18 protein-coding genes (1 of these 18 running past the window's edge) are annotated in these 22,890 nt (G+C 49.1%); 5 read left to right on the forward strand and 13 right to left on the reverse strand.

Going from position 1 to position 22,890, the window contains the following annotated elements:
* The 6 genes from ACQYWX_RS25860 to ACQYWX_RS25885 all read right to left on the reverse strand — a co-directional run.
* A protein-coding gene (locus ACQYWX_RS25860) for a sulfite oxidase heme-binding subunit YedZ (RefSeq protein ID WP_431686856.1) crosses the window boundary here: on the reverse strand, positions 1-179 show its start. The gene continues 436 nt to the left of window position 1, outside the view; only the first 179 of its 615 coding nucleotides appear in the window; the start codon lies at positions 177-179; its stop codon lies beyond the left edge, outside the window.
* Position 180: 1 nt separating this feature from the next.
* Positions 181-1,191: a protein-methionine-sulfoxide reductase catalytic subunit MsrP gene (gene msrP / locus ACQYWX_RS25865; protein ID WP_431686857.1), complete on the reverse strand. Its 1,011-nt coding sequence runs from the start codon at positions 1,189-1,191 to the stop codon at positions 181-183.
* 79 nt (positions 1,192-1,270) lie between these two features.
* A complete protein-coding gene (pssA, locus tag ACQYWX_RS25870; RefSeq protein ID WP_431686858.1) occupies positions 1,271-2,110 on the reverse strand; it encodes a CDP-diacylglycerol--serine O-phosphatidyltransferase in 840 nt (279 codons plus the stop codon).
* A 118-nt stretch (positions 2,111-2,228) separates the two neighbouring features.
* Positions 2,229-3,245 carry a ketol-acid reductoisomerase gene (gene ilvC / locus ACQYWX_RS25875; RefSeq protein ID WP_431686859.1) on the reverse strand — a complete coding sequence of 339 codons (1,017 nt, stop codon included), beginning with the start codon at positions 3,243-3,245 and terminating at the stop codon, positions 2,229-2,231.
* Between the two features lie 40 nt (positions 3,246-3,285).
* A complete protein-coding gene (gene ilvN / locus ACQYWX_RS25880; RefSeq protein WP_216739944.1) occupies positions 3,286-3,777 on the reverse strand; it encodes an acetolactate synthase small subunit in 492 nt (163 codons plus the stop codon).
* Positions 3,778-3,782: 5 nt separating this feature from the next.
* Entirely contained in the window at positions 3,783-5,498 is a 1,716-nt protein-coding gene (locus tag ACQYWX_RS25885) for an acetolactate synthase 3 large subunit (protein WP_216739945.1), read from the reverse strand.
* A gap of 449 nt (positions 5,499-5,947) precedes the next feature.
* Here ACQYWX_RS25885 and ACQYWX_RS25890 point away from each other — a divergent pair, with 449 nt between their 5' ends.
* Positions 5,948-6,391, forward strand: coding sequence for a DUF4124 domain-containing protein (locus tag ACQYWX_RS25890; protein WP_431686860.1), 444 nt, complete (start codon positions 5,948-5,950; stop codon positions 6,389-6,391).
* A 28-nt stretch (positions 6,392-6,419) separates the two neighbouring features.
* On the opposite strand, the gene clpB is transcribed toward ACQYWX_RS25890, so the two are convergent.
* The 3 genes from clpB to rluD form a co-directional block, all read right to left on the reverse strand.
* Complete coding sequence (gene clpB, locus ACQYWX_RS25895; protein ID WP_431686861.1) at positions 6,420-8,996, reverse strand: ATP-dependent chaperone ClpB; 2,577 nt, start codon at positions 8,994-8,996, stop codon at positions 6,420-6,422.
* Between the two features lie 152 nt (positions 8,997-9,148).
* Positions 9,149-9,913, reverse strand: a complete 765-nt coding sequence (gene pgeF / locus ACQYWX_RS25900) for a peptidoglycan editing factor PgeF (protein ID WP_216739924.1) — start codon at positions 9,911-9,913, stop codon at positions 9,149-9,151.
* On the reverse strand, positions 9,914-10,873 hold the full coding sequence (gene rluD, locus ACQYWX_RS25905; protein ID WP_431686862.1) for a 23S rRNA pseudouridine(1911/1915/1917) synthase RluD: 960 nt from the start codon (positions 10,871-10,873) through the stop codon (positions 9,914-9,916).
* A gap of 51 nt (positions 10,874-10,924) precedes the next feature.
* Here rluD and ACQYWX_RS25910 point away from each other — a divergent pair, with 51 nt between their 5' ends.
* Positions 10,925-11,830 (forward strand): outer membrane protein assembly factor BamD, encoded by a 906-nt coding sequence (locus ACQYWX_RS25910; protein ID WP_431686863.1) that lies wholly within the window; start codon positions 10,925-10,927, stop codon positions 11,828-11,830.
* Positions 11,831-11,898: 68 nt separating this feature from the next.
* Here ACQYWX_RS25910 and ACQYWX_RS25915 read toward each other — a convergent pair whose 3' ends face one another.
* Positions 11,899-13,527 (reverse strand): NAD+ synthase, encoded by a 1,629-nt coding sequence (locus ACQYWX_RS25915; RefSeq protein ID WP_431686864.1) that lies wholly within the window; start codon positions 13,525-13,527, stop codon positions 11,899-11,901.
* 169 nt (positions 13,528-13,696) lie between these two features.
* Here ACQYWX_RS25915 and ACQYWX_RS25920 point away from each other — a divergent pair, with 169 nt between their 5' ends.
* The 3 genes from ACQYWX_RS25920 to ACQYWX_RS25930 all read left to right on the forward strand — a co-directional run bounded on the left by ACQYWX_RS25920 (position 13,697) and on the right by ACQYWX_RS25930 (position 17,320).
* Positions 13,697-15,286 carry a sensor histidine kinase gene (locus ACQYWX_RS25920; protein ID WP_279506341.1) on the forward strand — a complete coding sequence of 530 codons (1,590 nt, stop codon included), beginning with the start codon at positions 13,697-13,699 and terminating at the stop codon, positions 15,284-15,286.
* Positions 15,287-15,297: 11 nt separating this feature from the next.
* The gene (locus ACQYWX_RS25925) at positions 15,298-16,656 is read left to right on the forward strand and encodes a sigma-54-dependent transcriptional regulator (RefSeq protein ID WP_279506340.1); all 1,359 of its coding nucleotides are present in this window, start codon (positions 15,298-15,300) and stop codon (positions 16,654-16,656) included.
* 130 nt (positions 16,657-16,786) lie between these two features.
* Positions 16,787-17,320 (forward strand): GspH/FimT family pseudopilin, encoded by a 534-nt coding sequence (locus ACQYWX_RS25930; RefSeq protein WP_216739929.1) that lies wholly within the window; start codon positions 16,787-16,789, stop codon positions 17,318-17,320.
* A 46-nt stretch (positions 17,321-17,366) separates the two neighbouring features.
* Here ACQYWX_RS25930 and ACQYWX_RS25935 read toward each other — a convergent pair whose 3' ends face one another.
* From ACQYWX_RS25935 to ACQYWX_RS25945, 3 genes are read right to left on the reverse strand one after another with little or no spacing between them, the layout of a single operon-like run.
* Positions 17,367-17,807 (reverse strand): type IV pilin protein, encoded by a 441-nt coding sequence (locus ACQYWX_RS25935; RefSeq protein ID WP_431686865.1) that lies wholly within the window; start codon positions 17,805-17,807, stop codon positions 17,367-17,369.
* A 4-nt stretch (positions 17,808-17,811) separates the two neighbouring features.
* Complete coding sequence (locus tag ACQYWX_RS25940) at positions 17,812-22,326, reverse strand: pilus assembly protein (protein WP_431686866.1); 4,515 nt, start codon at positions 22,324-22,326, stop codon at positions 17,812-17,814.
* A 30-nt stretch (positions 22,327-22,356) separates the two neighbouring features.
* Positions 22,357-22,890: a pilus assembly PilX family protein gene (locus tag ACQYWX_RS25945; RefSeq protein WP_431686867.1), complete on the reverse strand. Its 534-nt coding sequence runs from the start codon at positions 22,888-22,890 to the stop codon at positions 22,357-22,359.

Raw genomic sequence — 22,890 nt, forward strand, 5'->3', positions numbered from 1 at the left:
ACCGCAAGCGTTATCAACAGGAAGTTCAAAGCCCAAAGGCCTGAGAAACGCGTAATTGCTTCACCGGGATCCGGCCCTAAGTCTCGGGATACGATCCGATAAATCAAATACGCTAGCGGCCCTAGAGACAGTATAAATATTCCCCACCAGCGGGTAATGCCCCACTTATCCGCCGCCATATTAGTAATTCTTCCTTAGGTCCAAGCCCGTATAAAGACTCGCAACCTCATCCGCATAGCCGTTGAACATTAGGGTATCTATGCGTTTAGGACCAAAGAGGCCCCCAGGTAAACGCCGCTCACTCTTCTGACTCCAGCGGGGATGATCAACACTGGGATTTACGTTGGCGTAAAAGCCATATTCATTGGGAGCTAAAGCATTCCACGTTGTATACGGTTCATCCCTCATGAACCTGATCCCAACTATCGACTTAATACTTTTAAAGCCGTATTTCCATGGCGTCACCAAGCGTATCGGGGCGCCGTTTTGATTGGGGAGGATTTTGCCGTAAAGACCAACTGCCGCCAGAGTAAGAGGATGCATAGCCTCGTCAATTCTCAATCCTTCTCTATAAGGCCACTCAATGCTGCTGAATAGTGAGCGCTGCCCCGGCATTTGCTCTGGCCTGACCACCGTCTCAAAAGCGACATACTTCGCATTAGAGTTAGGCTCAAACTTTTTCAGAATAGTCGCCATGGGTATTCCCACCCAAGGAATCACCATAGACCATGCCTCGACACAGCGCAGACGATACACACGCTCTTCCAGCTGACTTTCTTTGACAAGGTCTTCAAGTTGATAGCTTCCAGGCTTTTCGCATTCGCCATCTACTTTGATAGACCATGGCTGAATATCCAACTTCTCCGCATACCTGGATGGATCAGTTTTGTCAGTACCAAACTCATAAAAGTTGTTGTAACGAAGAATGTCTTCGTAGGGAGTTTGCTCTTCAGTAGTATTGAAAGGCCCAGCTTTAATATTTTGAAACTGGGGGGCCACCAACTGTTCCCATGCTTGTCTTGAAGGAGTAACCGCCGCACTCGCAGAACTCGTGCAACCAATGAGTGACCCAGCAGCGGAGCTTGATACCGCCGCAACCGCCACGCCCCTCATAAAACTACGGCGTGACAGGTAGACTTTTTCGTCGGTTATCTCTGATGAGGGAATGTCTGAAGAGGTTTTGATGAGCATTGAAGCGGTCCTTCCAACAAGGTGTAACAACTAAATCATTAATTCACACCAAGGTTAGACCGCAGGGATCAGAAAAAATTCAACTGGCCTGCCGTTTCTTTTTTCTCCAGCGCTGCAGCGCCTGGAATGGACCTGAAACGGTGTACAGCAAAAAACCGCCCAACAGCACTTGCGCAGGGGCCGTGGCAATGACCGCGTAGATCAATACAACAATCAGTATGGCGACAAAAGGCACTCGTCCCTTGAGGTCGAATTCCTTAAAGCTATAAAAGAGAATGTTGCTGACCATCAGCACGCCCGCGCCAGCGACAATCAGCACTGCGCCGTATGACAGCCAAATGGAATGCTCCAGTGTGTGCAGCGTCCAAACCGTTCCTGCAACGACTGCCGCAGCAGAGGGGCTAGGCAGACCAACAAAATACTTTTTATCCACTGACCCTATTTGGGTATTAAATCTGGCCAATCGCAATGCTGCGCCGGCCACATATATAAAAGCAGCGACCCAGCCGATCTTTCCAAGGTCAGACAATGTCCAAGTGAAGGCCACCAGCGCAGGGGCCACCCCAAAAGCCACCATATCAGCCAAACTGTCGTATTCGGCGCCGAACGCGCTTTGCGTGTTAGTCAGGCGCGCCACTCGCCCGTCCAAGCCATCGAGAATCATACAAATGAATATCGCAATAGCGGCATTCTCAAAGTTTCCATGCATTGCGGCGACAATAGCGTAAAAGCCTGAAAACAAGGATCCTGTAGTAAAAAGATTGGGCAACAGGTATACCCCTCTCCGCCGCACCTTGGCCCCACCAACAACTTCTTCTTCAACGACTTCAGCACCAGCAACCGTTTCATCTTTTTTGCGGGAAGCATCAGCCTTGATGTCAGCAAGCTCGACTTCTTTTTTAGAGTTTGAAGAGGTCATATATCACTCAATAATTTCCAATAGAGCAAACAACTATACATGAGAGCAGGATTAGACAACCAGCCCCAAAAAAAACGCGGCATACGCCGCGTTTTCAGGTCTGTGGCATTATCGCCGATTAGTTTTTGGACTTATCTACGATTTTATTCGATGCGATCCAAGGCATCATGCTACGCAGCTTTTCGCCCACTTGCTCGATAGGATGAGCTGCGTTATTACGACGATAAGCGGTCATTGATGGGTAGTTATGAGCGCCTTCAGCGATGAACATTTTGGCGTATTCGCCATCCTGGATGCGTTTCAGCGCATTGCGCATAGCCGCTCTGGACTGATCATTGATAACCTCAGGACCAGTGACATACTCACCATATTCCGCGTTGTTGGAAATGGAGTAGTTCATGTTGGCGATACCGCCTTCGTACATCAGGTCAACAATAAGCTTCAACTCATGCAGACACTCGAAGTACGCCATCTCTGGCGCATAACCTGCTTCCACCAGCGTTTCGAAACCAGCTTTCACCAACTCTACAGCGCCACCGCACAGCACAGCTTGCTCACCAAACAGGTCAGTTTCGGTTTCATCTTTGAAGGTAGTTTCGATGATACCGGTACGCCCCCCACCAACACCGCTAGCATAGGAAAGAGCCAAGTCTTTCGCTGAACCAGAAGCGTCCTGGAAAATAGCGATCAGATCGGGAATACCGCCACCTTTTACGAACTCAGAGCGAACTGTATGCCCTGGAGCCTTGGGGGCGATCATAATGACGTCCAGATCTGCGCGTGGCACGATTTGGTTGTAATGAATACTGAAACCATGAGCAAACGCCAGCGTTGCGCCATTCTTAAGGTTCGGCTCAATTTCAGACTTGTATAGTTTCGACTGGAACTCGTCTGGGGTCAGAATCATTACAACATCTGCGCCAGCGACAGCTTCCGCCACTTCTTTAACTGCAAGTCCTGCGTTTTCAGCTTTGGCCCAGGAACTGGACCCCTTACGCAAACCAACACATACATCAACACCGGAGTCCTTCAGGTTATTAGCATGCGCATGTCCCTGAGAGCCGTAGCCAATAATTGCAACTTTCTTGCCCTGGATGATGGAAAGGTCACAATCTTTATCGTAATAAACTTGCATTTTATTCACCTATTTCTGTGCGCGCTCGCGCCCTTACTCGTTAAACTGATAATGTTTTTTCACCACGCGCAATACCGGAAACCCCGCTGCGCACGACTTCTAACACGCTGCTCTTCCCAATCGCCTGGATAAAAGCATCTAATTTGTCACTATCTCCGGTTAATTGAACGGTATAGACCGTACTGGACACGTCAACAATCTGTCCCCGGAAGATATCAGCCGTTCTCTTTATTTCGGCCCTTAATGCGCCACTCGCTTTCAGCTTGATCAACATCAGCTCGCGTTCAATATGGGCGCCCTCTGTCAGGTCGACCACCTTCACGACTTCCACCAACTTGTTAAGTTGCTTGGTAATCTGCTCAATGACCCGATCAGAGCCAATTGTGGTGACAGTCAGCCTGGAAAGTGTCGGGTCCTCTGTTGGAGCCACCGTCAGCGTTTCAATGTTGTAATTCCGTTGCGAAAACAGTCCTACCACTCGGGACAGCGCGCCAGGCTCATTCTCCAATAGCATTGATATGATTCGACGCATGCCGTTTACACCCTCTCCGTTTTGCTTAGCCACATGTCTTTCATTGCGCCACGCGCCACCTGCATCGGGTAAACGTGCTCATGAGGGTCAACATATATATCGACAAACACCAGACGGTCTTTCATTGCGAAAGCTTTTCTTAAACCTTCCTCTAGTTCTTCCGGCTTACGAATGGTAATCCCGACATGCCCATAAGCTTCCGCCAACGCCATGAAGTCCGGCAAAGACTCCATATAGGACTGCGAATGACGCGCCTCGTAATTCATGTCCTGCCACTGACGAACCATTCCCAAGGAGCGGTTGTTCAGGTTGATAATCTTTATCGGAAGATTGAACTGTTTGCAGGTTGAGAGCTCTTGAATATTCATTTGAATACTGCCCTCACCAGTCACGCACACGACCTCTTCTTCAGGAAAGCTAAGCTTGACGCCCATCGCCGCAGGCAAACCGAACCCCATGGTTCCCAGGCCGCCAGAATTAATCCAGCGATTGGGTTTATTGAAGCGGTAATACTGCGCGGTAAACATCTGGTGCTGGCCAACGTCAGTGGTGACATAGGCATTGCCTTCCGTGATCTTGCACAGCATTTCAATTACTTGCTGCGGCTTGAGCATCTCGCTGTCGTCAGTACGATAGCGTCCACCGTGGTAGGCGCGCCATTCATTAATCTGTTTCCACCATGACGATAGCGCTTCTTTATCTGGACGTGAGTTGTCCTCTTTCACAAACGCAATCATATCGCGCAATACAGAAACGGCTGGTCCGACAATAGGAACATCGACCTGAACGGTTTTTGAGATAGACGCAGGGTCGATATCCACATGGATAATCTTGGCGCCAGGACAGAATTTTTCTGTCGCATTGGTGACGCGATCATCAAATCGCGCGCCGACAGCCACAATCAGGTCGCTATGGTGCATAGCCATGTTAGATTCATAGCTACCGTGCATTCCAAGCCAGCCAAGACTATGCTTGTCATCCGCAGGAAATCCGCCAATGCCCATCAAAGTAGTGGTGACGGGAAAATTCAACTGGTGCGACAGATCAACCAACTCTTTTGAGGCATGCCCCAAAACGATACCGCCGCCTGCATATATGATGGGGCGTTTCGCCGCCAACATCATATCTACAGCTTTTCTAATCTGCCCTGCATGCCCACGGGTAGGCGGACTGTATGAGCGCATTTTTACCTTTTTGGGGTATACGTACTCGTACCTCTCGTTAGGCGTAGTCATATCCTTAGGGATATCCACTACAACCGGCCCAGGACGACCAGTAGAGGCCAGATAGAAGGCTTTTTTCAATACGACGGGGATTTCGCTAGGGTCTCTGACGCTCAGGTTATGCTTCACGACAGGACGAGAAACGCCCATCATGTCAGTTTCCTGAAATGCATCTTCGCCAATCAAAGTGGAGGGAACCTGCCCACACAGCACCACCATGGGAATTGAATCCATGTAGGCGGTTGCAATGCCTGTCACAGTATTGGTGGCGCCAGGACCTGAAGTCACCAGAACAACGCCTGGCTTGCCTGTCGCCCGAGCGTAACCATCCGCCATATGGGCGGCTGCTTGCTCGTGTCTCACCAGGATATGTTTTACTTTATTTTGGCGAAACAGTGCGTCATATATATGAAGCACCGCGCCGCCAGGATATCCGTATATGTATTCGATACCCTCGTCTTGCAGAAAGCGCACGATCATATCGGCGCCGGATAACATTTCTGCCGTCACGTCTTCCTCTCTTAATACGCGCAGAATGCGTCAGCGCGAATTAGGGCTGGTTGCTAATAACTTCCACTCAAATATAGACCCAAAAGGATACATATGGTGGACGCCGCCACACTAGCTGTTTATCGCGAGAGGTTATCTCTTGACTTGCTCACACATGCCTGTTGGGCATTTACTCAAAGACTGCTCCTGGTGTTAGGAGTCTGTGGTCTGCAGATATCGTGTGGTCATGATCGTTCGTAGCTTTGTTGGTTTTGCCGTAAAAGTTACGCCGATGTTCGAGCAATCGACAATTCTGACATCCCATCCGTCTCTGTCAATAGAAAATGCGCAATTCAAGGCTCCCGCGGCTTTACCAACGCTGCGCTTTCATCTATCTTTCCGGTATTATGTACTCTCTGTTGTTTATGAATTTCAGTGGCTTGGAGATCCTTGATTTTATGCGTACAGCCATCTTTTCTATTTTTCTGTTAAGTATCAGCTCTCTGTCCTTTGCCAGCGGCGTGTATAAGTGGACCGATGAGAATGGCGTTATTCACTATTCTGACAAAAAGCCGGATTTTAAAACCAGTGAAGAACTTAACGTTCAAACAGGAACACCAACGAGAGAGCGGCAAGACCTGAATGAGCAATCTCAACAGCTAAGCGACCAGCAAGAACTGGAGAAAATTAAGGCGCAGCAAGCTCAGGAAAACGCTACTGCCGACGCGCAATTGAAAGAAATGTGCAGCCAATTAAAAGAGTACCTGCAAACCATGACGAATAGCGCACGCATTCGCGAAAAGCAGGAAGATGGAAGTTTGCGTTACTTAACACCAGAAGAAATACTGGAAAAGCGTAAAAGCACGCAAAAAAGAATAGACGAAAGATGCGGAGAGCAATAAGCGCTCCGCATTTAATTCCGTCTTTTTATTATCGCCTGAAGACTAATTTTCCACCTTTTACTTCTACCGCAATCACATCCCCACGCTGAAACTCACCATTAAGAATCGATTGTGCTAATGGGTTCTCTACTCGTTGCTGTATCGCCCGTTTCAGCGGGCGGGCTCCATATATAGGATCAAAGCCAACTTCCGCCAGCGTCGCCATAGCTTCGGCGCTCAGCTCAACTTTAAGGTCCTGCTCTTGCAAGCGGCGATTCAAGATTTCCAGCTGTATCAGGGCAATGCCGCGAATCTGTTCAGCGGTCAACGGATGGAAGACGACCACTTCGTCGATTCGGTTAATGAACTCTGGACGGAAATGCCTGCCAACCACTTCCAACACGGCATCTTTTATTTCGTCGTAGTTTTCATCCTGTCCGCCCATCGCCTGAATCAGGTCAGACCCCAGATTAGAAGTCATAACAATGACTGTATTGCGGAAGTCGACAGTACGCCCCTGTCCATCCGTCAGGCGACCATCTTCCAACACTTGCAGCAGAATATTGAATACGTCAGGATGCGCCTTTTCTACTTCGTCCAAAAGCAAGACAGAGTATGGCTTACGTCTGACGGCTTCAGTCAGGTACCCTCCCTCTTCATAGCCCACATAGCCAGGAGGAGCGCCAATTAATCTCGCGACGGAATGCTTCTCCATAAATTCCGACATATCGATGCGCACCATCGCTTCTTCAGTGTCAAACAAGAAGCTCGCCAGGGACTTGCAAAGCTCTGTTTTACCGACTCCTGTCGGCCCCAAAAACAGGAATGAACCGTTCGGGCGATTAGGATCGCTAAGGCCTGCTCTTGAGCGACGCACCGCATTGGCGACCGCAACGACAGCCTCGTCTTGCCCGATAACGCGCTGATGCAATGCTTCTTCCATGCGCAACAGTTTCTCACGCTCGCCCTCAAGCATTTTGGCGACAGGAATACCGGTCCATTTGGAGACTATTTCGGCAATTTCCTCTTCAGAAACCTTATTGCGTAGCAAGCGCATTTCCAGCATTTCGGCTTGGCTCGCCATATCCAGCTGCTTCTCCAGTTCAGGAATCCGCCCATATTGAAGCTCCGACATTCTAGTCAGGTCGCCCTGTCTGCGGGCATTTTCCAAGTCCACTCGGGCTTGCTCCAGCTGGCTCTTGATTTGTTGTGTACCTTGCAGCGCTGCTTTTTCAGAACTCCATACCTCTTCAAGGTCCGCAAATTCCTTTTCCATCTCATCAATTTGCGTATTCAGCTCATCCACACTTTTTTTGGATGCGGCATCTTTCTCTTTTTTCAGCGCTTCTCTCTGCATCTTCAACTGAATCAAGCGGCGTTCCAATCTATCCAGCGGCTCGGGTTTGGAATCTATCTCCATCCGGATCTGACTGGCGGCTTCGTCGACCAAATCTATAGCTTTGTCAGGCAGCTGACGATCTGCAATGTAGCGATGCGACAACTTCGCCGCAGCGATAATGGCGCTGTCAGTGATTTCGACGCCATGGTGCACCTCATAGCGTTCCTTCAAGCCGCGTAATATCGCGATGGTGTCCTCAACATTCGGCTCATCAACCAACACTTTCTGAAAGCGACGCTCCAAAGCAGCATCCTTTTCAATGAACTCCCGGTATTCATCCAATGTAGTGGCTCCAACACAATGCAGCTCGCCGCGGGCCAAAGCAGGCTTTAACATATTGCCCGCATCCATCGCGCCCTCCGCCTTACCCGCGCCAACCATGGTATGGAGCTCATCAATGAATAAGATAATCTGCCCTTCTTGCTTCGCAAGCTCGTTAAGCACCCCCTTCAGGCGCTCCTCAAACTCGCCGCGAAATTTGGCCCCCGCTATCAAAGCCCCCATATCCAGAGCCAGTACACGCTTATTTTTCAGCCCTTCAGGGACTTCACCGTTCACGATACGCTGCGCAAGCCCTTCGACAATTGCGGTTTTACCCACGCCGGGTTCACCGATTAGAACAGGGTTATTTTTGCGGCGGCGCTGCAATACCTGAATCGTTCTGCGGATTTCATCGTCCCTGCCAATAACAGGGTCCAATTTGCCTTCCGTCGCACGGGCGGTAAGGTCGATAGTGAAGCGATCAAGCGCCTGACGGCTCTCTTCCGCACCTTGGTCTTGTACTTTTTCACCGCCACGCATAGTTTCTATCGCCCTCTCCAAACTTTGTTTATCAGCGCCGCACTCTTTTAGCAGCCTTCCTACGACACCCCGGTCGTCTATCGCCGCCAGAAGCACCAACTCACTGGAAATAAACTGATCGCTACGTTTCTGCGCCAGCTTGTCCGCCAGATTCAACAGCCGCCCTAAGTCGTTGGATAAATGAACATCCGCGTCAGAGCCCTGGACTTGTGGCAGCTTATCCAGTTCCTGCGCCAACATGGATTTAAAGCGAACCACGTCAACACCGGCCTGCTGTAGCAGCGGCGCCGTGGAGCCTCCAGACTGGTTCAACAGTGATTGAAACAGGTGTACAGGCTCTATGAAGTTATGATCTTTACCCAAGGCAAGCGACTGGGCTTCTGATATCGCCATCTGTAGACGGCTGGTGAATTTATCAAATCGCATCTGCATTACCCCAAAATTTCGATGTTATCCGCGTGCACTATGACGCGGTTTCAATTACCGAAAATGTGGGGCCAAGCTCTAAAAGCTTCAAGGCTGTGCGCTAAGAAGAGAAAGAAAGTGAGCGGGATATTGACCTATCTCAAGCCTTAATCCTAAGAAGAAGAGTCGAGCCAAATAACTGACGCCATGCGTCCCGTTACGCCATCTCTGCGATAGGAGAAAAACCTGCCTGAATCCGTATAGGTGCAATAGTCGCCGCCAAAGATTTGTGCAACTCCAAGTCTATGCAACCTAAGCCGAGCCAGAGCGTATAAGTCCGCATGCCATTTACCAGCGTTAGACGATGAAGGGATAAAGCAAGTTGCAGACTCTGGTTCTTGTGCGACAAAAGCATCCATCACCTCCTGGCCGACTTCGAAAGCCGCCTGACTGATCGCAGGACCTAGCCAAACCAGCAATTCAGTCCGGTTACTAAAGCATTTGGCTGTATTTTCCAACACCCCAGCGGCCAGCCCCCGCCATCCCGCGTGAGCCGCAGCCACTGCAGAGCCGTCAGCAGCCGCGAATAGAACGGGAAGACAGTCCGCTGTCAGAATGCAACATGCCTGCTGCGACTGAACAGTAAACGCAGCATCCGCAGTAAGTGGCTGGGGAGACCCGATACTATTCAACACGGCCACATCGAGGCCATGCACCTGCTCTAGCCAATGAAAGCGGTCAGCAGGCAACTTCGCCTCCGCCGCTAGAAGACGCCTGTTAGTATCGACTGCATTTGCATCGTCCCCAACATGACCGCCAAGGTTCATGCTGGCGAACTCCCGCTGACTGACTCCGCCCGCTCTCGTCGTGACCAGCGCTCGGACATTGGCAGGAACTGGCCAATCAGGTTGAATCAACTGCAGTCCAGCGGCATCCATCTATGCAGCATCCTCTTCTTCCATATCCAAGCGGTTTAGCAGGCTTTTCATGTCCTCGGGCAAGTCCACCTCCCAACTCAGCACCTCGCCAGTTGTTGGGTGCGATAGCTCAAGCGCTTTCGCATGCAAGGCCTGCCTGCCAAAAGAGCGTAGATATTCGATGGTTTCCGACGCCAATCCTTTCGGAAGACGTGGGCGTCCCCCATACAGCGGGTCGCCTAATATAGAGTGGTTAATATGCGCCATATGCACCCGAATTTGATGCGTTCGCCCGGTTTCCAGTTTCAACCTCAAATGGGTGAAACCCCGCCAGCATCGTATCAGCCTGTAATGAGTCACCGCGTCTTTCCCCCCACGGGTCACCGCCATCTTCTGGCGACTCTGCGGATGCCTGCCAATCGCCGCTTCAACCATCCCTCCGCCAGTTAACTCGCCGTATACGACAGCCTCATACTCCCTTCCCATTTCTCTTGCCTGCAGCTGTTCAACGAGAGAACTGTGCGCAACAAGCGTTTTCGCAATGACCATCAAACCTGTCGTATCTTTGTCCAGCCGATGCACAATGCCTGCGCGGGGAAGTTCCGCCAATGCAGGACAATGATGCAAAACTGCGTTAACAACCGTTCCATCGCTATGGCCCGCAGCAGGATGAACGACGAAGTCCGCTTGTTTATTAATAACCAGGAGGTGCTCGTCTTCGAAAACGATATCCAGCGCAATTGGCTGCGCTTCCCAGTCACCTTGCGCTTCCAGTTCAACATCCAGCTCAACCTGGTCGCCTTCAATTACCTTTTCTTTAGGTTTAACCTGCTTTCCATTGACGCGCAGGGCTCCCTGCTTAATCCAGCTTTGTATCCTGGACCTTGAATATTCAGGCATTAGCTCGCTTGCAGCCATATCCAACCGCTGCTCGCCAAGCTCAGCGGGAACAATCAATGACTGTTGTATGCGATGACTCATAAATTAAATCCGTCGGCTGTGGGGTGTTGTCAAAACTATGGTTGTGGAATAATGGCGCGCCAATATTCACGAAAGCCTTGCTGCGCAAGGCTGCTCTATTCCATGAAATTAGTGAAGTTTAATTCAAATATGCATCGTATTCGCGCCCTTTTTGCCATGCTGGCCTTCCTTCTGCTGACAGCATGCGCCTCCGCCCCACCAAAAGTGTTGAGTGAAAAGGAATACTACGACAAGGCCAAATCCGCTTTGGACTCAGGCAACTTTTTGGAAGCAGCGCGCCACTTGGAAGACCTGGAGACTTACCATCCATTCGGGCGCTATGCAGAGCAAGCTCAGCTCGATTTGATATACGCCCACTATAATTCTCTGAATCCAGAAAGAGCGGAGTCTGCGGCAGAGCGGTTTATCCGTCTTCACCCTGAGAGCCCTCATGTTGATTATGCCTACTACATCAAAGGGTTGGCCGCCTATTATGCAGATTTGGGCTTAGGACCAAGATTTCTCCCCATCGACGTTAATTCCCGTGATCCGGGGCGCGCGAAAGAGGCCTTCAGAGACTTCTCCACCCTTGTCACGAACTTCCCAGACAGCCCCTATGCGGCTGACGCGGAAAAGCGCATGCTAGCGATAAAAGAACGCTTGGCCCAGTATGAAATGCATGTCGCACGTTATTACATTCGTCGCCAGGCTTACGTTGCAGCAGTAGCCCGCACTCAATACGTCGTCGAGAATTATCCTGAGACGCCTGTCGTGCCGGAAGCGTTATCTTTAATGGTAGAGCTTTACAGGTATCTGGGTATGCAGCGTCACGCCGATGACGCCTTAGTGTTGCTCGCCACCAGTTATCCAGATTACAAATCTTTCGACGCCAACATGCGCTTCAATGGCTCTGAGTTCAAAGAAGAAGATCGCAACATCAGCAGCGTCTTCGATTTTGACTTTGGTCTTGGCGACTAAGCCCTGGTTCATATGCAGAAAAGGCCGCATCAGCGGCCTTTTCTTTTTTTGTCTCCAAGAAAACTAACTCATTCCCCCAGCTTCCAGCCAGAAGTTATCGGGTAACGACGATCCCGCCCAAACCCACGCATAGTGATTCTTGCTCCTACAGGAGCCTGACGACGCTTATATTCGTTGATGTCCACCAAACGCACCACTCGATAAACAATCTCTTTATCAAAGCCTTTCGCAACAATACCGTCAGCACTAATGTCATGCTCAACATATAAGGACAATATTTCATCCAGAATTTCGTAGGGAGGTAAGCTGTCTTCATCTTTCTGATCTGGAGCCAGCTCAGCCGATGGTGGGCGCGTGATAACCCTTTCCGGAATAACTGGAGACAACGTATTACGGTACCAGGCAAGGCGAAACACCATAGTTTTAAATACATCCTTCAGGACGTCATAGCCCCCCGCCATATCGCCATACAGCGTCGCATAGCCCACAGCCATTTCGCTTTTATTACCCGTGGTCAACACCAGTGCGCCAGTCTTATTCGAAATCCCCATCAGAATAACACCACGGATTCGCGCCTGGATATTCTCTTCCGTCGTATCGCGACCCAAACCGGCAAACAAGGGGTTTAACGCTCCCATAAACTGATCATAGATAGGCTCAATGGGAACTACATCATACTGAACGCCCAGCGCCTTCGCTTCCGCTTCTGCGTCCTCCAGACTCATCTGGGAGGTGTAGCGGAAAGGCATCATCACCGCTCTCACTCTATCAGCGCCAATCGCATCAACAGCAACCGCCAAGGTAACGGCCGAGTCAATGCCGCCAGACAAACCAATCACGACTGATTTGAACCGGTTCTTATTTACATAATCCCTTACCCCGGTCACCAACGCTTTATAGATGCTCTCCTCCACCGTCATAGCGGGCGCAGAATCGGAGACCTGTCGGCTTTCGCCGTGAATGACGTCATTTAACTCAAGCAGAAAAATCCCTTCCTCAAATTGAGGGGCGCTGAAACAGACTCTTCCATGACGATCAACCGCGAACGAGCCGCCATCAAAAATAAGTTCATCCTGGCCGCCGATCATATTCACATACAGGATCGGGACGCTATTGGTCACTGCGCGAGACTGAACAAGCGTGCGCCTTTGTTGGTGCTTAGCCATATCGTAGGGAGATGCATTGATATTGACGATAAAGTCAGCGCCTGCTGCAGCTGTCGCAGCGATAGGGGCTTCTTCCCACACATCTTCACAGATCGAAATGCCCAGATTGAAGCCTCGCCAGGGCAGAACCACAGTTTCAGAGCCCGGCTCAAAGTATCGTTTCTCGTCAAACACCTGATAATTTGGCAAACATTTCTTACGATACTTCGCCTTAATTTCGCCACCATCAATAAAGGCGGCGCAATTGAACAGCTTGCCCTGCTCCCTCCAAGGAAAGCCAATAACCAGAGCAACATCCTTCACCGAATCCAGAATCCGCTCCAAGGCTTTCTCGACTCTGACTTGCAAGCTAGCCCTCAGCAACAGATCTTCGGGCGGATAGCCGGTCAAAGTTAACTCAGGAAATATCACCAAGTCGGCGCTATATTTTGTCTTCGCCGTCTCAACGGCCTCTATGACTTTATCTACGTTGCCGGGTATATCCCCGACCAAACAGTCGATCTGTGCGAAAGCGACTTTAAGCTGCGTCATTCTGGTTACCATCTGTCACACAAACATTGGGAAAGTTTGCATTATACTGTTTTCATTAAAATTCTGAGCACTATACCGAAATAATTCCAATGCCGGACACTTCTCCGTCAACATCGAATTAAATAGACAGCTCACTTCTTCAAGGATAGTTTTGTTGCAGGCTTCGCGCATGTCTGATTTAAGCACCGATGTAGAACAAACCACCAACCGGCTATTCCGGGTTTATAACCACTATCGGGTGACGGTGGGCATCATTCTGGTGAGCGCCTTATATCTACAAAACCCATCCAGCGTCAGCCAATACCTATCGCCGTTTTACTTTGAAGTCTCTGTCATATGCTATCTGGCGATTCACGTATTTACGGGCTTTTTACTCTTAGCAGGGTTCCGTCCCGAAATACGGCACGCCATGGTGTCGGTTGTTTTAGAACTACTCTTGATCTCAGCAATGCTCTTATTCGGGACCGGCGTTTCAAGCGGCCTGGGAAATATGGTGGTCATCAGCGTCGCCGCCGGCAATATAATTTTACGAGGACAGTTAGGGACGCTGCTGGCGGCCATAGCCAGTCTGGGCGTTGTCTCCCAGGAAATATACCGAATGGTCGCACAATACAGTGACGTAGATAACGTTTTCCGAGCTGGCATTCTAGGTGTCGTGTACTTCGCCACCGCATTGCTCGTTAAAAACCTGTCGATACGCATCGCAACCACTGAAAACCTTGCGCGTAAGCGTGCGCAAAACATTCTGGAGCTTGAGCGCCTCAACCATCAGATCATACAAAGAATGTTAACCGGCATTATCGTCGCGGATGAGAACGGCGGCGTAAGAATGGCCAATCAGGCCGCACAGAGTTTGCTTAACGTCGATGAAACACATGAGTTAACCTCGTTACCCGAGGACTTGCTACTCCGATTACAGGAATGGCAGGAAGATCCAAGCAAGAAAACGACTCCTTTTCGAGGTTCGGCGATCAGAGCGCCAATACAGGCCAATTTCGCAATTTTGCAAAAAGAAGAAGGTCAGGACATCCTCATTTTCCTCGAAGATACAGGCAAAATCGCGCAACAGGCTCAGCAACTCAAATTAGCCTCACTGGGCAGACTCACTGCGGGTATAGCTCATGAAATCAGGAATCCGCTAGGCGCTGCCAGCCACGCCGCACAGTTGTTATTGGAGTCACAGGAGTTAACGCCTCCCGACAAACAAATGGCGGAGATAATTTTGCGACACGCCACCCGCATGAATGGCATCATCGAGAACGTATTAAGCCTGTCACGCAGGAAAATCAGCTCACCACAAATGCTCACTCTGATTCCCTGGCTCACGGACTTTGTGTGCGACTACACCGCCGCCGGCACACGAGACGCAGAAATTGAAATACTACCCTTAAAAGACGACATCCATGGCCGCTTTGACCCCAATCACCTCAATCAGATCCTCAATAATCTCGTGGGCAACGGCTTGCGCTACAGCAAGCTGGAAAGCGCGCGTTCCTGGGTTAAGCTAGTCGTGGGTGAAATTGAAGAGACAGGGCAAGCTTTTATTGACGTAATAGATATTGGTCCGGGCATCAATGAGGAGCAATTAAATCATCTATTTGAGCCTTTTTTCACAACTGACCCCAAAGGGACAGGCTTGGGTTTATACTTATCCAAAGAGCTATGTGAAGCTAATCAAGCGCAATTAGACTATCTCACAAGACAGGAAGGGGGCGGCTGCTTCCGCATCACCTTTCCCCATCCGAAACGAGCTATATAGAACAATCAGTTATGATAAAGAAAGTACTCATCGTTGACGACGAACCCGATATTCGCGCGTTACTGGAAATCACTTTAAGCCGCATGCAAATAGAAACACGGGCGGCTGAAAATATTACGCAAGCCAAGCAATTATTGAGCGAAGAGAGCTTCAGTCTCGTACTGACCGATATGAATATGCCGGATGGCAATGGCATCGACCTTGTCGCCCACATCCAAAAGCAGTCGTCCAATACGCCTGTAGCAGTGATTACAGCTTATGGCAGTATAGATACGGCCATTTCCGCACTAAAAGCCGGCGCCTTTGATTTTGTCTCTAAACCTGTAGATCTTGCTCGTCTGCGCGAGCTGGTTAACAGTGCATTAAAACTTCCAAAAAGTGACACCCCAAAAGCAGCCCCTCAAGTAACCCAACTGCTCGGCGAATCATCCACCATGGATAAACTTCGCGGACAAATCAGAAAGCTCGCACGCAGCCAGGCGCCGATTTATATCAGCGGCGAGTCGGGTAGCGGAAAGGAAATGGTGGCCAAATCGATCCATGAGCAAGGGCCGCGAAGCGAAGGACCCTTTGTGCCAGTCAACTGTGGCGCTATACCCAGCGAGTTAATGGAAAGTGAATTTTTCGGTCATAAGAAAGGGGCATTTACTGGTGCAGTTGAAAATAAAGTAGGGTTATTCCAAGCTGCGAATGGCGGGACGCTTTTTCTTGATGAAGTTGCTGACTTGCCTTTAACCATGCAAGTAAAACTACTGCGAGCGATTCAGGAAAAAGCTGTTCGTCCTGTTGGCGAACAAAAGGAGATTCCTATCGATGTACGCATATTGTCCGCTACTCATAAAGATTTGCACAATGAAGTAGATGAAGGCCGGTTCCGCCAAGACCTTTTTTATCGAATAAATGTCATCGAGCTGAGAGTCCCGAGCTTGCGTCAGCGAAAAGAAGACATTCCGCTTCTCGCCAATCATTTTCTAAAACAACTAGCGGATGAATGCGAAATTCCTGACGCCTCAATTAGCAAAGCGGCGATGCAGAAACTGGAGGCTTATTACTTTCCAGGTAACGTTCGCGAACTCGAAAATATTATGGAGCGCGCCTTTACCCTGTGCGAAGACGATGTCATTAACGAAGAGGACATCCATCTGCCTAAAACAGATACGGAAGGCTCCTCAACAGACGCCATGGAGCTGGATGTGCCGGAGTTCGATGAGAACAAAGTCAACCTTGAACACTTTCTCGAAAACATTGAAAAGCAAGCTATTGAGAAAGCGCTTGAAGAAACACGATGGAATAAAACAGCTGCCGCCAAAAAACTGGGCATCAGCTTTCGCGCCCTACGCTACCGCCTGAAGAAACTGGGGATGGAGTGATCCATCTCCCACGCCATAACTAACCGGGCAAAATCCAGCCTCACTGATCAAACACTAGCCAAAGGCTCAAAAATCTGCATAATACGCCTTCCGATTGGAATCGGTTTAACCACACAGAAGGAACTGAATTATGCACCGCAAGGGATTTACCCTCATTGAGCTTTTGGCTGTTCTCGCCATTATTGGCATAGTCGCTGGCATCGGCTATCCGCAACTCCTCCAATTTATTCAAAACCAGAAAGCGATTACTGCAACTAACCAGTTATTGGGTGTCATAAACTTTACCCGCAATACGGCCGTAAGCTCCAAGCAAGAAGTGACTCTCTGCCCTTCTCCTGACGCTAGAAGCTGTGACGATAACTGGAATAATCCACTCTATGTATTTATTGACGCAAATGACAATAAAGAGATAGATAGCGAGACCGTGTTGCTTAAATACGAGCCGTCTGCCGACTATCAATTAATATGGAGGAGCTGGGGCGGGAATTCGTTTATACGGTTTCAGCCAACCGGATTAACGTATAGACAAAATGGAACATTGGCTTTATGCCACAAAAGCAAAAACACGGCTCTGGCCAGAGGAATAGTCATAAATCGCGGAGGACGGGCAAGAATTTCCAGGGAACTTACTCCAGAGCAGCTTGAATCCTTCAAGTGCAAGTAAAGCAAACGAAGGCGCAACTGCGCCTTCGTTCCAAGTAGGGCAAGAGCTATCTCCAGCAGTCGTCTTCACCAACAGCAGCAGTCCTCGCTCCGGTCGAGTTTAGCTGTAGATTGCCGCACCGATCTCCAACCATCGCTCCTATCGGTTGGGCTTGAATAGTAAAGCTATTCGTCGTAGAGGCGGTAATCCTCAAATTATAATATTTGGTCCCGCCATCCAGAGGCGCCTGGGAAGGATAGAGCGCCGGTAACGGCGCTCCAGTATTCTTTTTGCCTTCCGCTGCGCCACCATAGGTAAACCCTTCGCTATAAAAGCGCTCAAGAGCTGAGGAAAGCCCGATGAGGGCTCCCTGCGCATCAGCTCTTCGCGATTTAGCTACGGACTCCTGATAGCTCGGGTATGCAAAAGCTGCAATGATTCCAATGATTGCTATCACTATAAGCAGCTCAATCAGAGAAAATCCCTCGTTGTTCAGTTTCATCTGCATACCTTTACTCCACTAGCTCTCGCCATCCAAGACGCCCTTCTCTTTCAGAACCTTTGCCGAAGTCGACCAAGTCTTTCACTATATCGCCACCTTCAGTAATTCCGTAACAGAAACCACCAAGACACACAGGCTTACTCGGTTGGGGGTCCCTGGGTTCTGGACCATCAGGGCCTGGGATTCCCGGCCCCTTACCTACAGAGATCACATCTTTACTGTTGATCACACCATCTCCATTTAAGTCAAGTGTGGCGGAATCTGGAGGGAGCCCATCCTTGATCGGCAGCACCATCAGCCAACTGCGTCCAACGCTTTGGCAGCCGTCGCCAGACCCATCCAGCGGCACCAGCGTACTGAAAACAGCCAATCCTCCACGAACATAGACTTTATCAATGACTCTTTCGCCGTCTTCACCATCTATATTGGAACCACCAGGAGTTTTAGCATCCAGGTCCATATACCAGCCATGATAAGGATCTGCCCATGGGTCGGTCACCGCACTGGAGGTAAGTCTCTTCCAATATTTTTTTCCGTCAATCTCAACGACCTCCTGAGTTAGTTTACGACTAGCCAAATCACTCCGGACCATACTGTCCTTTCCATGGTCCCATACCGCATAGAACGTTTGAACATCTGTAATGCTGGGATCCTCAGTAGTCAAATAACGCCCTGTTCCAAATACCACCACCACATTAGGCGCAGCTCCCGTATTGTCTGTTGGATGGAACGTTAAGTTCGGCGCACCAGAAATCGGCTGGATCTTGCCTCCGCTATCCTTCGCAGTAAACAAAGGCTTGGGTGTAGTGCCCGACTTATAAGCCACCTTCCATGAGCTTTTATTCGAAGCAGACACATCAAACGCCCACATATTGCCACGTGTGTCACCGGCATATACGCGATCAGCTACTCTATCACCATCCAAATCAGCAACGGCGACGCCACCGAGACCTCCCGACAACGAACCAGTGCCATCATCAATTTCTATCTCTACGTAGTCGTCGCCAACCGTCCAAGTACCATCTGCGCCATCTTCAATAAACAGAATCATCAATTTGGTTGAGTCATCTGTTGTTGAAGAATCGCTGCCAGCATTGTAACCATTTCCAAATATCAAAGCCCACTTGCCATTATTCATCATGGCCACAACAGGAGGAGATGTGATATATCCCAAGTCAGAGTCATCCTTGTCCGTAAACTCCCACATCACAATGTCGTCGGCTTTGGCGGCAGTGAAGTTGGCTGGATTCGTCACGTCTAGAGCGAAAAGCCCCTTACCTCCGCCGCGTAAACCACCAACGAGTACTGTACGCCATGAGCGTGAGCTACCACCTGCGGGATCAATCCATACATCCGCAGCGATAGGAGTTAAGTCAACATAACTCTTGTGACCGTAATCAGGGTCCGCCAAGTAATGCAAACCAGAATATGCAGCATCAGAAAAGACTTTCGCCGGGATATAGGCCAAGACTTCCTCACCAGCACCACTTCCTGACTCTTTCCCATTAAAGCCATGCAGCATGCCATCGTTTGCGCCGACATAGACAGCAGGAGTTCTCGAAGTCGCCGCGAAAGTCGAATAGGGATCCACCGTCGAAGACGCTGGAGCTCCTGGAGCCACGCCGAAAGGAGCTTTGTCAGGATAACCTTGAGACGGCGCACCTACATATACAGGCGTTGAGCTAATAATATCTCCAAGTCGACTCGACCTGTCTCGCAATGATTTACCTTCATTTGTCGTGTCGCCTCGAATAAAGTCCACCAGAGGCTTGGCCAACGCCCTTTTCTGACTTTCATCCAGACCAGTTAAGTCCTTGCCGTATAGCAAATCAGCTTTCTGAGCCTTAGTCAGGTTTGACCAGCTAGCGTCAGTGTCCGCGCTGAAAACCATCCCTCCGGTATGCCCATCGCTTCCACCGCTATTCGCTCCCGGATCGTTGTCGTAAGTAAGTATCAATCTTGAGGTATAGCTCCTAGAATCCAAATCCGTCTTAGCGGTCCATGCATTACCGAGCACATCCCCTGTTTTCGGATCCAGCCGAACAGCCTTCAAGTCACCTTCCCAAGTCGCAGAACTGAAGGTTGCAGCAAATACAACGCTGTCTGTTTGCAGCGACGAGGTATTGAAAGTCACCCCAGACGAAGCCCCTGTCTTTTTCAATATCGACTTAACAGCGTTACCAATTGCGTCCCCTAAAGCGGAAGGCCGATCCGCGGAGAAGACTTCTCCTCTACCATTTACCGCCGCATGATACAAATCATCAACTTGGCTCTCGTTATCAGTCGTTCCGTCCACTTTCCAAGCAGGAGGGTGTGCGTAGGCATCCTTCACCGTCATATACTTTCCGCCACCTCCTGGAAAGTCCTGTCCGAATACATATTTACCTAGACTTCCCAAGCCGACTGTATAGGTATTCATATGCAAATTCTTATTACAGTCTTCAGGTGACGGCTCTCCAGCCTTAATTGCCTTGCAGGCTTCTGTGTCGATAGGCACCTGCCCAGTTTTCATACTGGTATTTAAATTATCCTTGTAATATTTCATCGCGACATCCGCCAGCGTATTATCCTGGGCAGTCTCATCAGCATAGGGTGCGCCTTCCGCTGTATCGACATCACCGATGCCTGAAATCGCGCCGTTATTAAATCCATCCGTAAACAGTAGCGCAAAGTTCTTCTGGCAAGCGCCCTGAATAATATCAGGGGTATTTTTATACTGACTACCAGCATGGTTCAATGCAGTTCTCAGCGGTGTAGATCCACTGCCGACATCATTATATAGATCCTTCAAAAACTTATTGACGCCAGCCGTTTGGTCCATTTCATTCATAGCTACGGTAGGAGGCGAGCCGCTTGCGGCATCGTTAATGGTAAACATACCTGTCCGTATACCATTAACGCTTTGGAACGCTTTACCAATGGCTCCACGAGTCGCTTGATGCCTACGGCGATAAAAGGAAAACCAGTTTGCAAAATTTTGTTTTTCTTCAAGCACTGTTACGCCAGTTCTGGCGGTGCTTCCATTATTGAATACATCCGAATCAGACCCTGTAATTTTATACTCTTTTAAGCAGGTTCCGTCTGGTGCAATCGCAACTACATTATCCGAAAATACAAATTTTTTGGGGTCAGCAATAAACTGGTCATAATAAGAGTAGGAAATATCTGTAGCACAGCTTCTCTCGGCATACGTTCCGGAAGAGTACTCAGCCTTACCAGATGGAATCAAGGAAGTATTAGTTGTCACAAGAATCTGATCAATGTACCCCCCGTCTTCACGGTGTCTGATTCTCAATGTTGCAGGAGCAGTCAGATCGATTGTTCCAAACTCCTCCCAATCCCAAGAATATGAGTTAGAATGATCATTAAACCATTTGTTCCAATGCTCCCCTGAGGAAGAAAACCAGTTTCCACCATTAGTAGGCATACTAAACTCTGTATATTGATGCCCAACCATATTGATCCAAAATGAATCATCATTACCTGAAGGGAACCAGCGACGAATCCATATCTTCACCTTACCCGTTAAGGTAATATTGACGGCAACCTCACCATTCGATGAAGCAGGGATATTATTAAGCGAGTCAGCTGTAACTGAACGATTCGGAGTTCCAACAAACTCCCCTTTAGATGCGCCTGCAGCAATGTCAGAATAATTAGACAGCCATCCAGCACTATTCAGGTCAGCCCCTTTTTTGAACAGAGTTCCTGCTGAATAGTTGTCTTCCGCTTCAAATATTTGACTTTCCGCTGATGTGATAGGTACTGATGTATAATACTTATAAGTACTTGCTTTAGTTTTTAGATAATAGGTTCCAGGGTAATAAGTATAATGCTTATCATCTGATGTACCACAAGTAGCAAACGTGGACATCTCACATGGCATGTTGCTACGACCTATATAAAACCCCCAACCAGCTCCGTTTGTACTTGTATTGAAATTAGAAAATAGTGGGATCGTTCTTGTTGGAATAAGCGGATCATAGCGAGTAGCAGTAACGCTTGCATTCGGTATGCTATTTATCTTCCCTTCAAATGGAGAGTCCAACTCACCATATAATGGCCAAGGAGTATAGGTCTCATTAGGATCATAATATGCCTTGTTATAGTCTGAACTACGAGCAAAAGCATATGCTTTAATAGGTGGAATCTCTTTCCAACCAGTTAATAGCATTCCGCCACTGCTAGACTGAGAGGTGGCGTAATAATTCGAACTGGATCCATTTGGGAATAGGTAGCCATATGAAGCTGCTCCATATGTATTAACTACACCACCACTTGCAAAGCGCCCATCTGTGCCCAAATACAATAAGCCCCCAGGCGTATCAAACATAGTTTCCCAGTCCATACTCCCTGAGTCGTCAACAATAACCATCAGGTTACTTTTCAACCCCCCTGATAGATAAAGAGGCTCATCAGCCAAGTTCTTTAAGCCCGGGGTATAACCAGCTGAGTATGAGTAGACTGGCGCAACCAGCCAAAAGCCAGCGGCAAGCCAAAAACTTTTCTTGATATACTTTTTCATACCAATCCCTCCAATAACTTACAGCAATTATTAGAATCGCTTACCGTAATAACTTTCGACAATACGTTGCGACACTCCTGACGCACCCGTACTCCGCGCGATAATTTTAAAGCCCACTATTTCGCCCGCTCCCGACTCATGACTGTATGTTTCAATATTCAGTTTTGTTTTCTCATCTGGAGCAGCAACTTTACCAACATGTTGGATGAAGTACTTAGGGGCTTCACTTAGCCCGCTAACTTTAGTCGCACTTTTTACCTTAGTCGCATTAGCCCAGTCAGTCGTAGAGAATGGGTCAGGAACCGTTGTAGAATTCATAGCGTATAGCCCACCGGTATTATCAAACGCTGCAGTGCTCGCCACCCCAGTCTCAATAAAGCTCTCAGCCTCTCGCAGAGTAGCCTCAACCCCTTGCAAAGCTATATTTGAGTCTTGAACTGCACCCGCCATCTTGCCCTGCATAACACTATCGTTCATTGAGGCAAGCCCTAGTATTGTAAGTACAAGGAGCAGTATTAAACTGACGAACAGGGCTGCGCCTGACTGTCTATTGTTAGCTTTCAT

Source organism: Hahella sp. NBU794 (genome assembly GCF_050749805.1).
GTDB lineage: Bacteria > Pseudomonadota > Gammaproteobacteria > Pseudomonadales > Oleiphilaceae > Hahella.

Excerpts from the sequence above, each read along its gene's own strand:
- ACQYWX_RS25915 (WP_431686864.1), bottom strand. The coding sequence starts at position 13,527 with ATGACGCAGCTTAAAGTCGCTTTCGCACAGATCGACTGTTTGGTCGGG.
- ACQYWX_RS25890 (WP_431686860.1), top strand. The coding sequence starts at position 5,948 with ATGCGTACAGCCATCTTTTCTATTTTTCTGTTAAGTATCAGCTCTCTG.
- ACQYWX_RS25920 (WP_279506341.1), top strand. The coding sequence starts at position 13,697 with ATGTCTGATTTAAGCACCGATGTAGAACAAACCACCAACCGGCTATTC.
- ACQYWX_RS25930 (WP_216739929.1), top strand. The coding sequence starts at position 16,787 with ATGCACCGCAAGGGATTTACCCTCATTGAGCTTTTGGCTGTTCTCGCC.
- ACQYWX_RS25885 (WP_216739945.1), bottom strand. The coding sequence starts at position 5,498 with ATGTTATCCGGCGCCGATATGATCGTGCGCTTTCTGCAAGACGAGGGT.
- pgeF (WP_216739924.1), bottom strand. The coding sequence starts at position 9,913 with ATGGATGCCGCTGGACTGCAGTTGATTCAACCTGATTGGCCAGTTCCT.
- rluD (WP_431686862.1), bottom strand. The coding sequence starts at position 10,873 with ATGAGTCATCGCATACAACAGTCATTGATTGTTCCCGCTGAGCTTGGC.
- msrP (WP_431686857.1), bottom strand. The coding sequence starts at position 1,191 with ATGCTCATCAAAACCTCTTCAGACATTCCCTCATCAGAGATAACCGAC.
- ACQYWX_RS25945 (WP_431686867.1), bottom strand. The coding sequence starts at position 22,890 with ATGAAAGCTAACAATAGACAGTCAGGCGCAGCCCTGTTCGTCAGTTTA.
- ACQYWX_RS25925 (WP_279506340.1), top strand. The coding sequence starts at position 15,298 with ATGATAAAGAAAGTACTCATCGTTGACGACGAACCCGATATTCGCGCG.
- ACQYWX_RS25940 (WP_431686866.1), bottom strand. The coding sequence starts at position 22,326 with ATGAAAAAGTATATCAAGAAAAGTTTTTGGCTTGCCGCTGGCTTTTGG.
- pssA (WP_431686858.1), bottom strand. The coding sequence starts at position 2,110 with ATGACCTCTTCAAACTCTAAAAAAGAAGTCGAGCTTGCTGACATCAAG.
- ilvN (WP_216739944.1), bottom strand. The coding sequence starts at position 3,777 with ATGCGTCGAATCATATCAATGCTATTGGAGAATGAGCCTGGCGCGCTG.
- ACQYWX_RS25910 (WP_431686863.1), top strand. The coding sequence starts at position 10,925 with ATGGCGCGCCAATATTCACGAAAGCCTTGCTGCGCAAGGCTGCTCTAT.
- ACQYWX_RS25935 (WP_431686865.1), bottom strand. The coding sequence starts at position 17,807 with ATGCAGATGAAACTGAACAACGAGGGATTTTCTCTGATTGAGCTGCTT.
- clpB (WP_431686861.1), bottom strand. The coding sequence starts at position 8,996 with ATGCGATTTGATAAATTCACCAGCCGTCTACAGATGGCGATATCAGAA.
- ilvC (WP_431686859.1), bottom strand. The coding sequence starts at position 3,245 with ATGCAAGTTTATTACGATAAAGATTGTGACCTTTCCATCATCCAGGGC.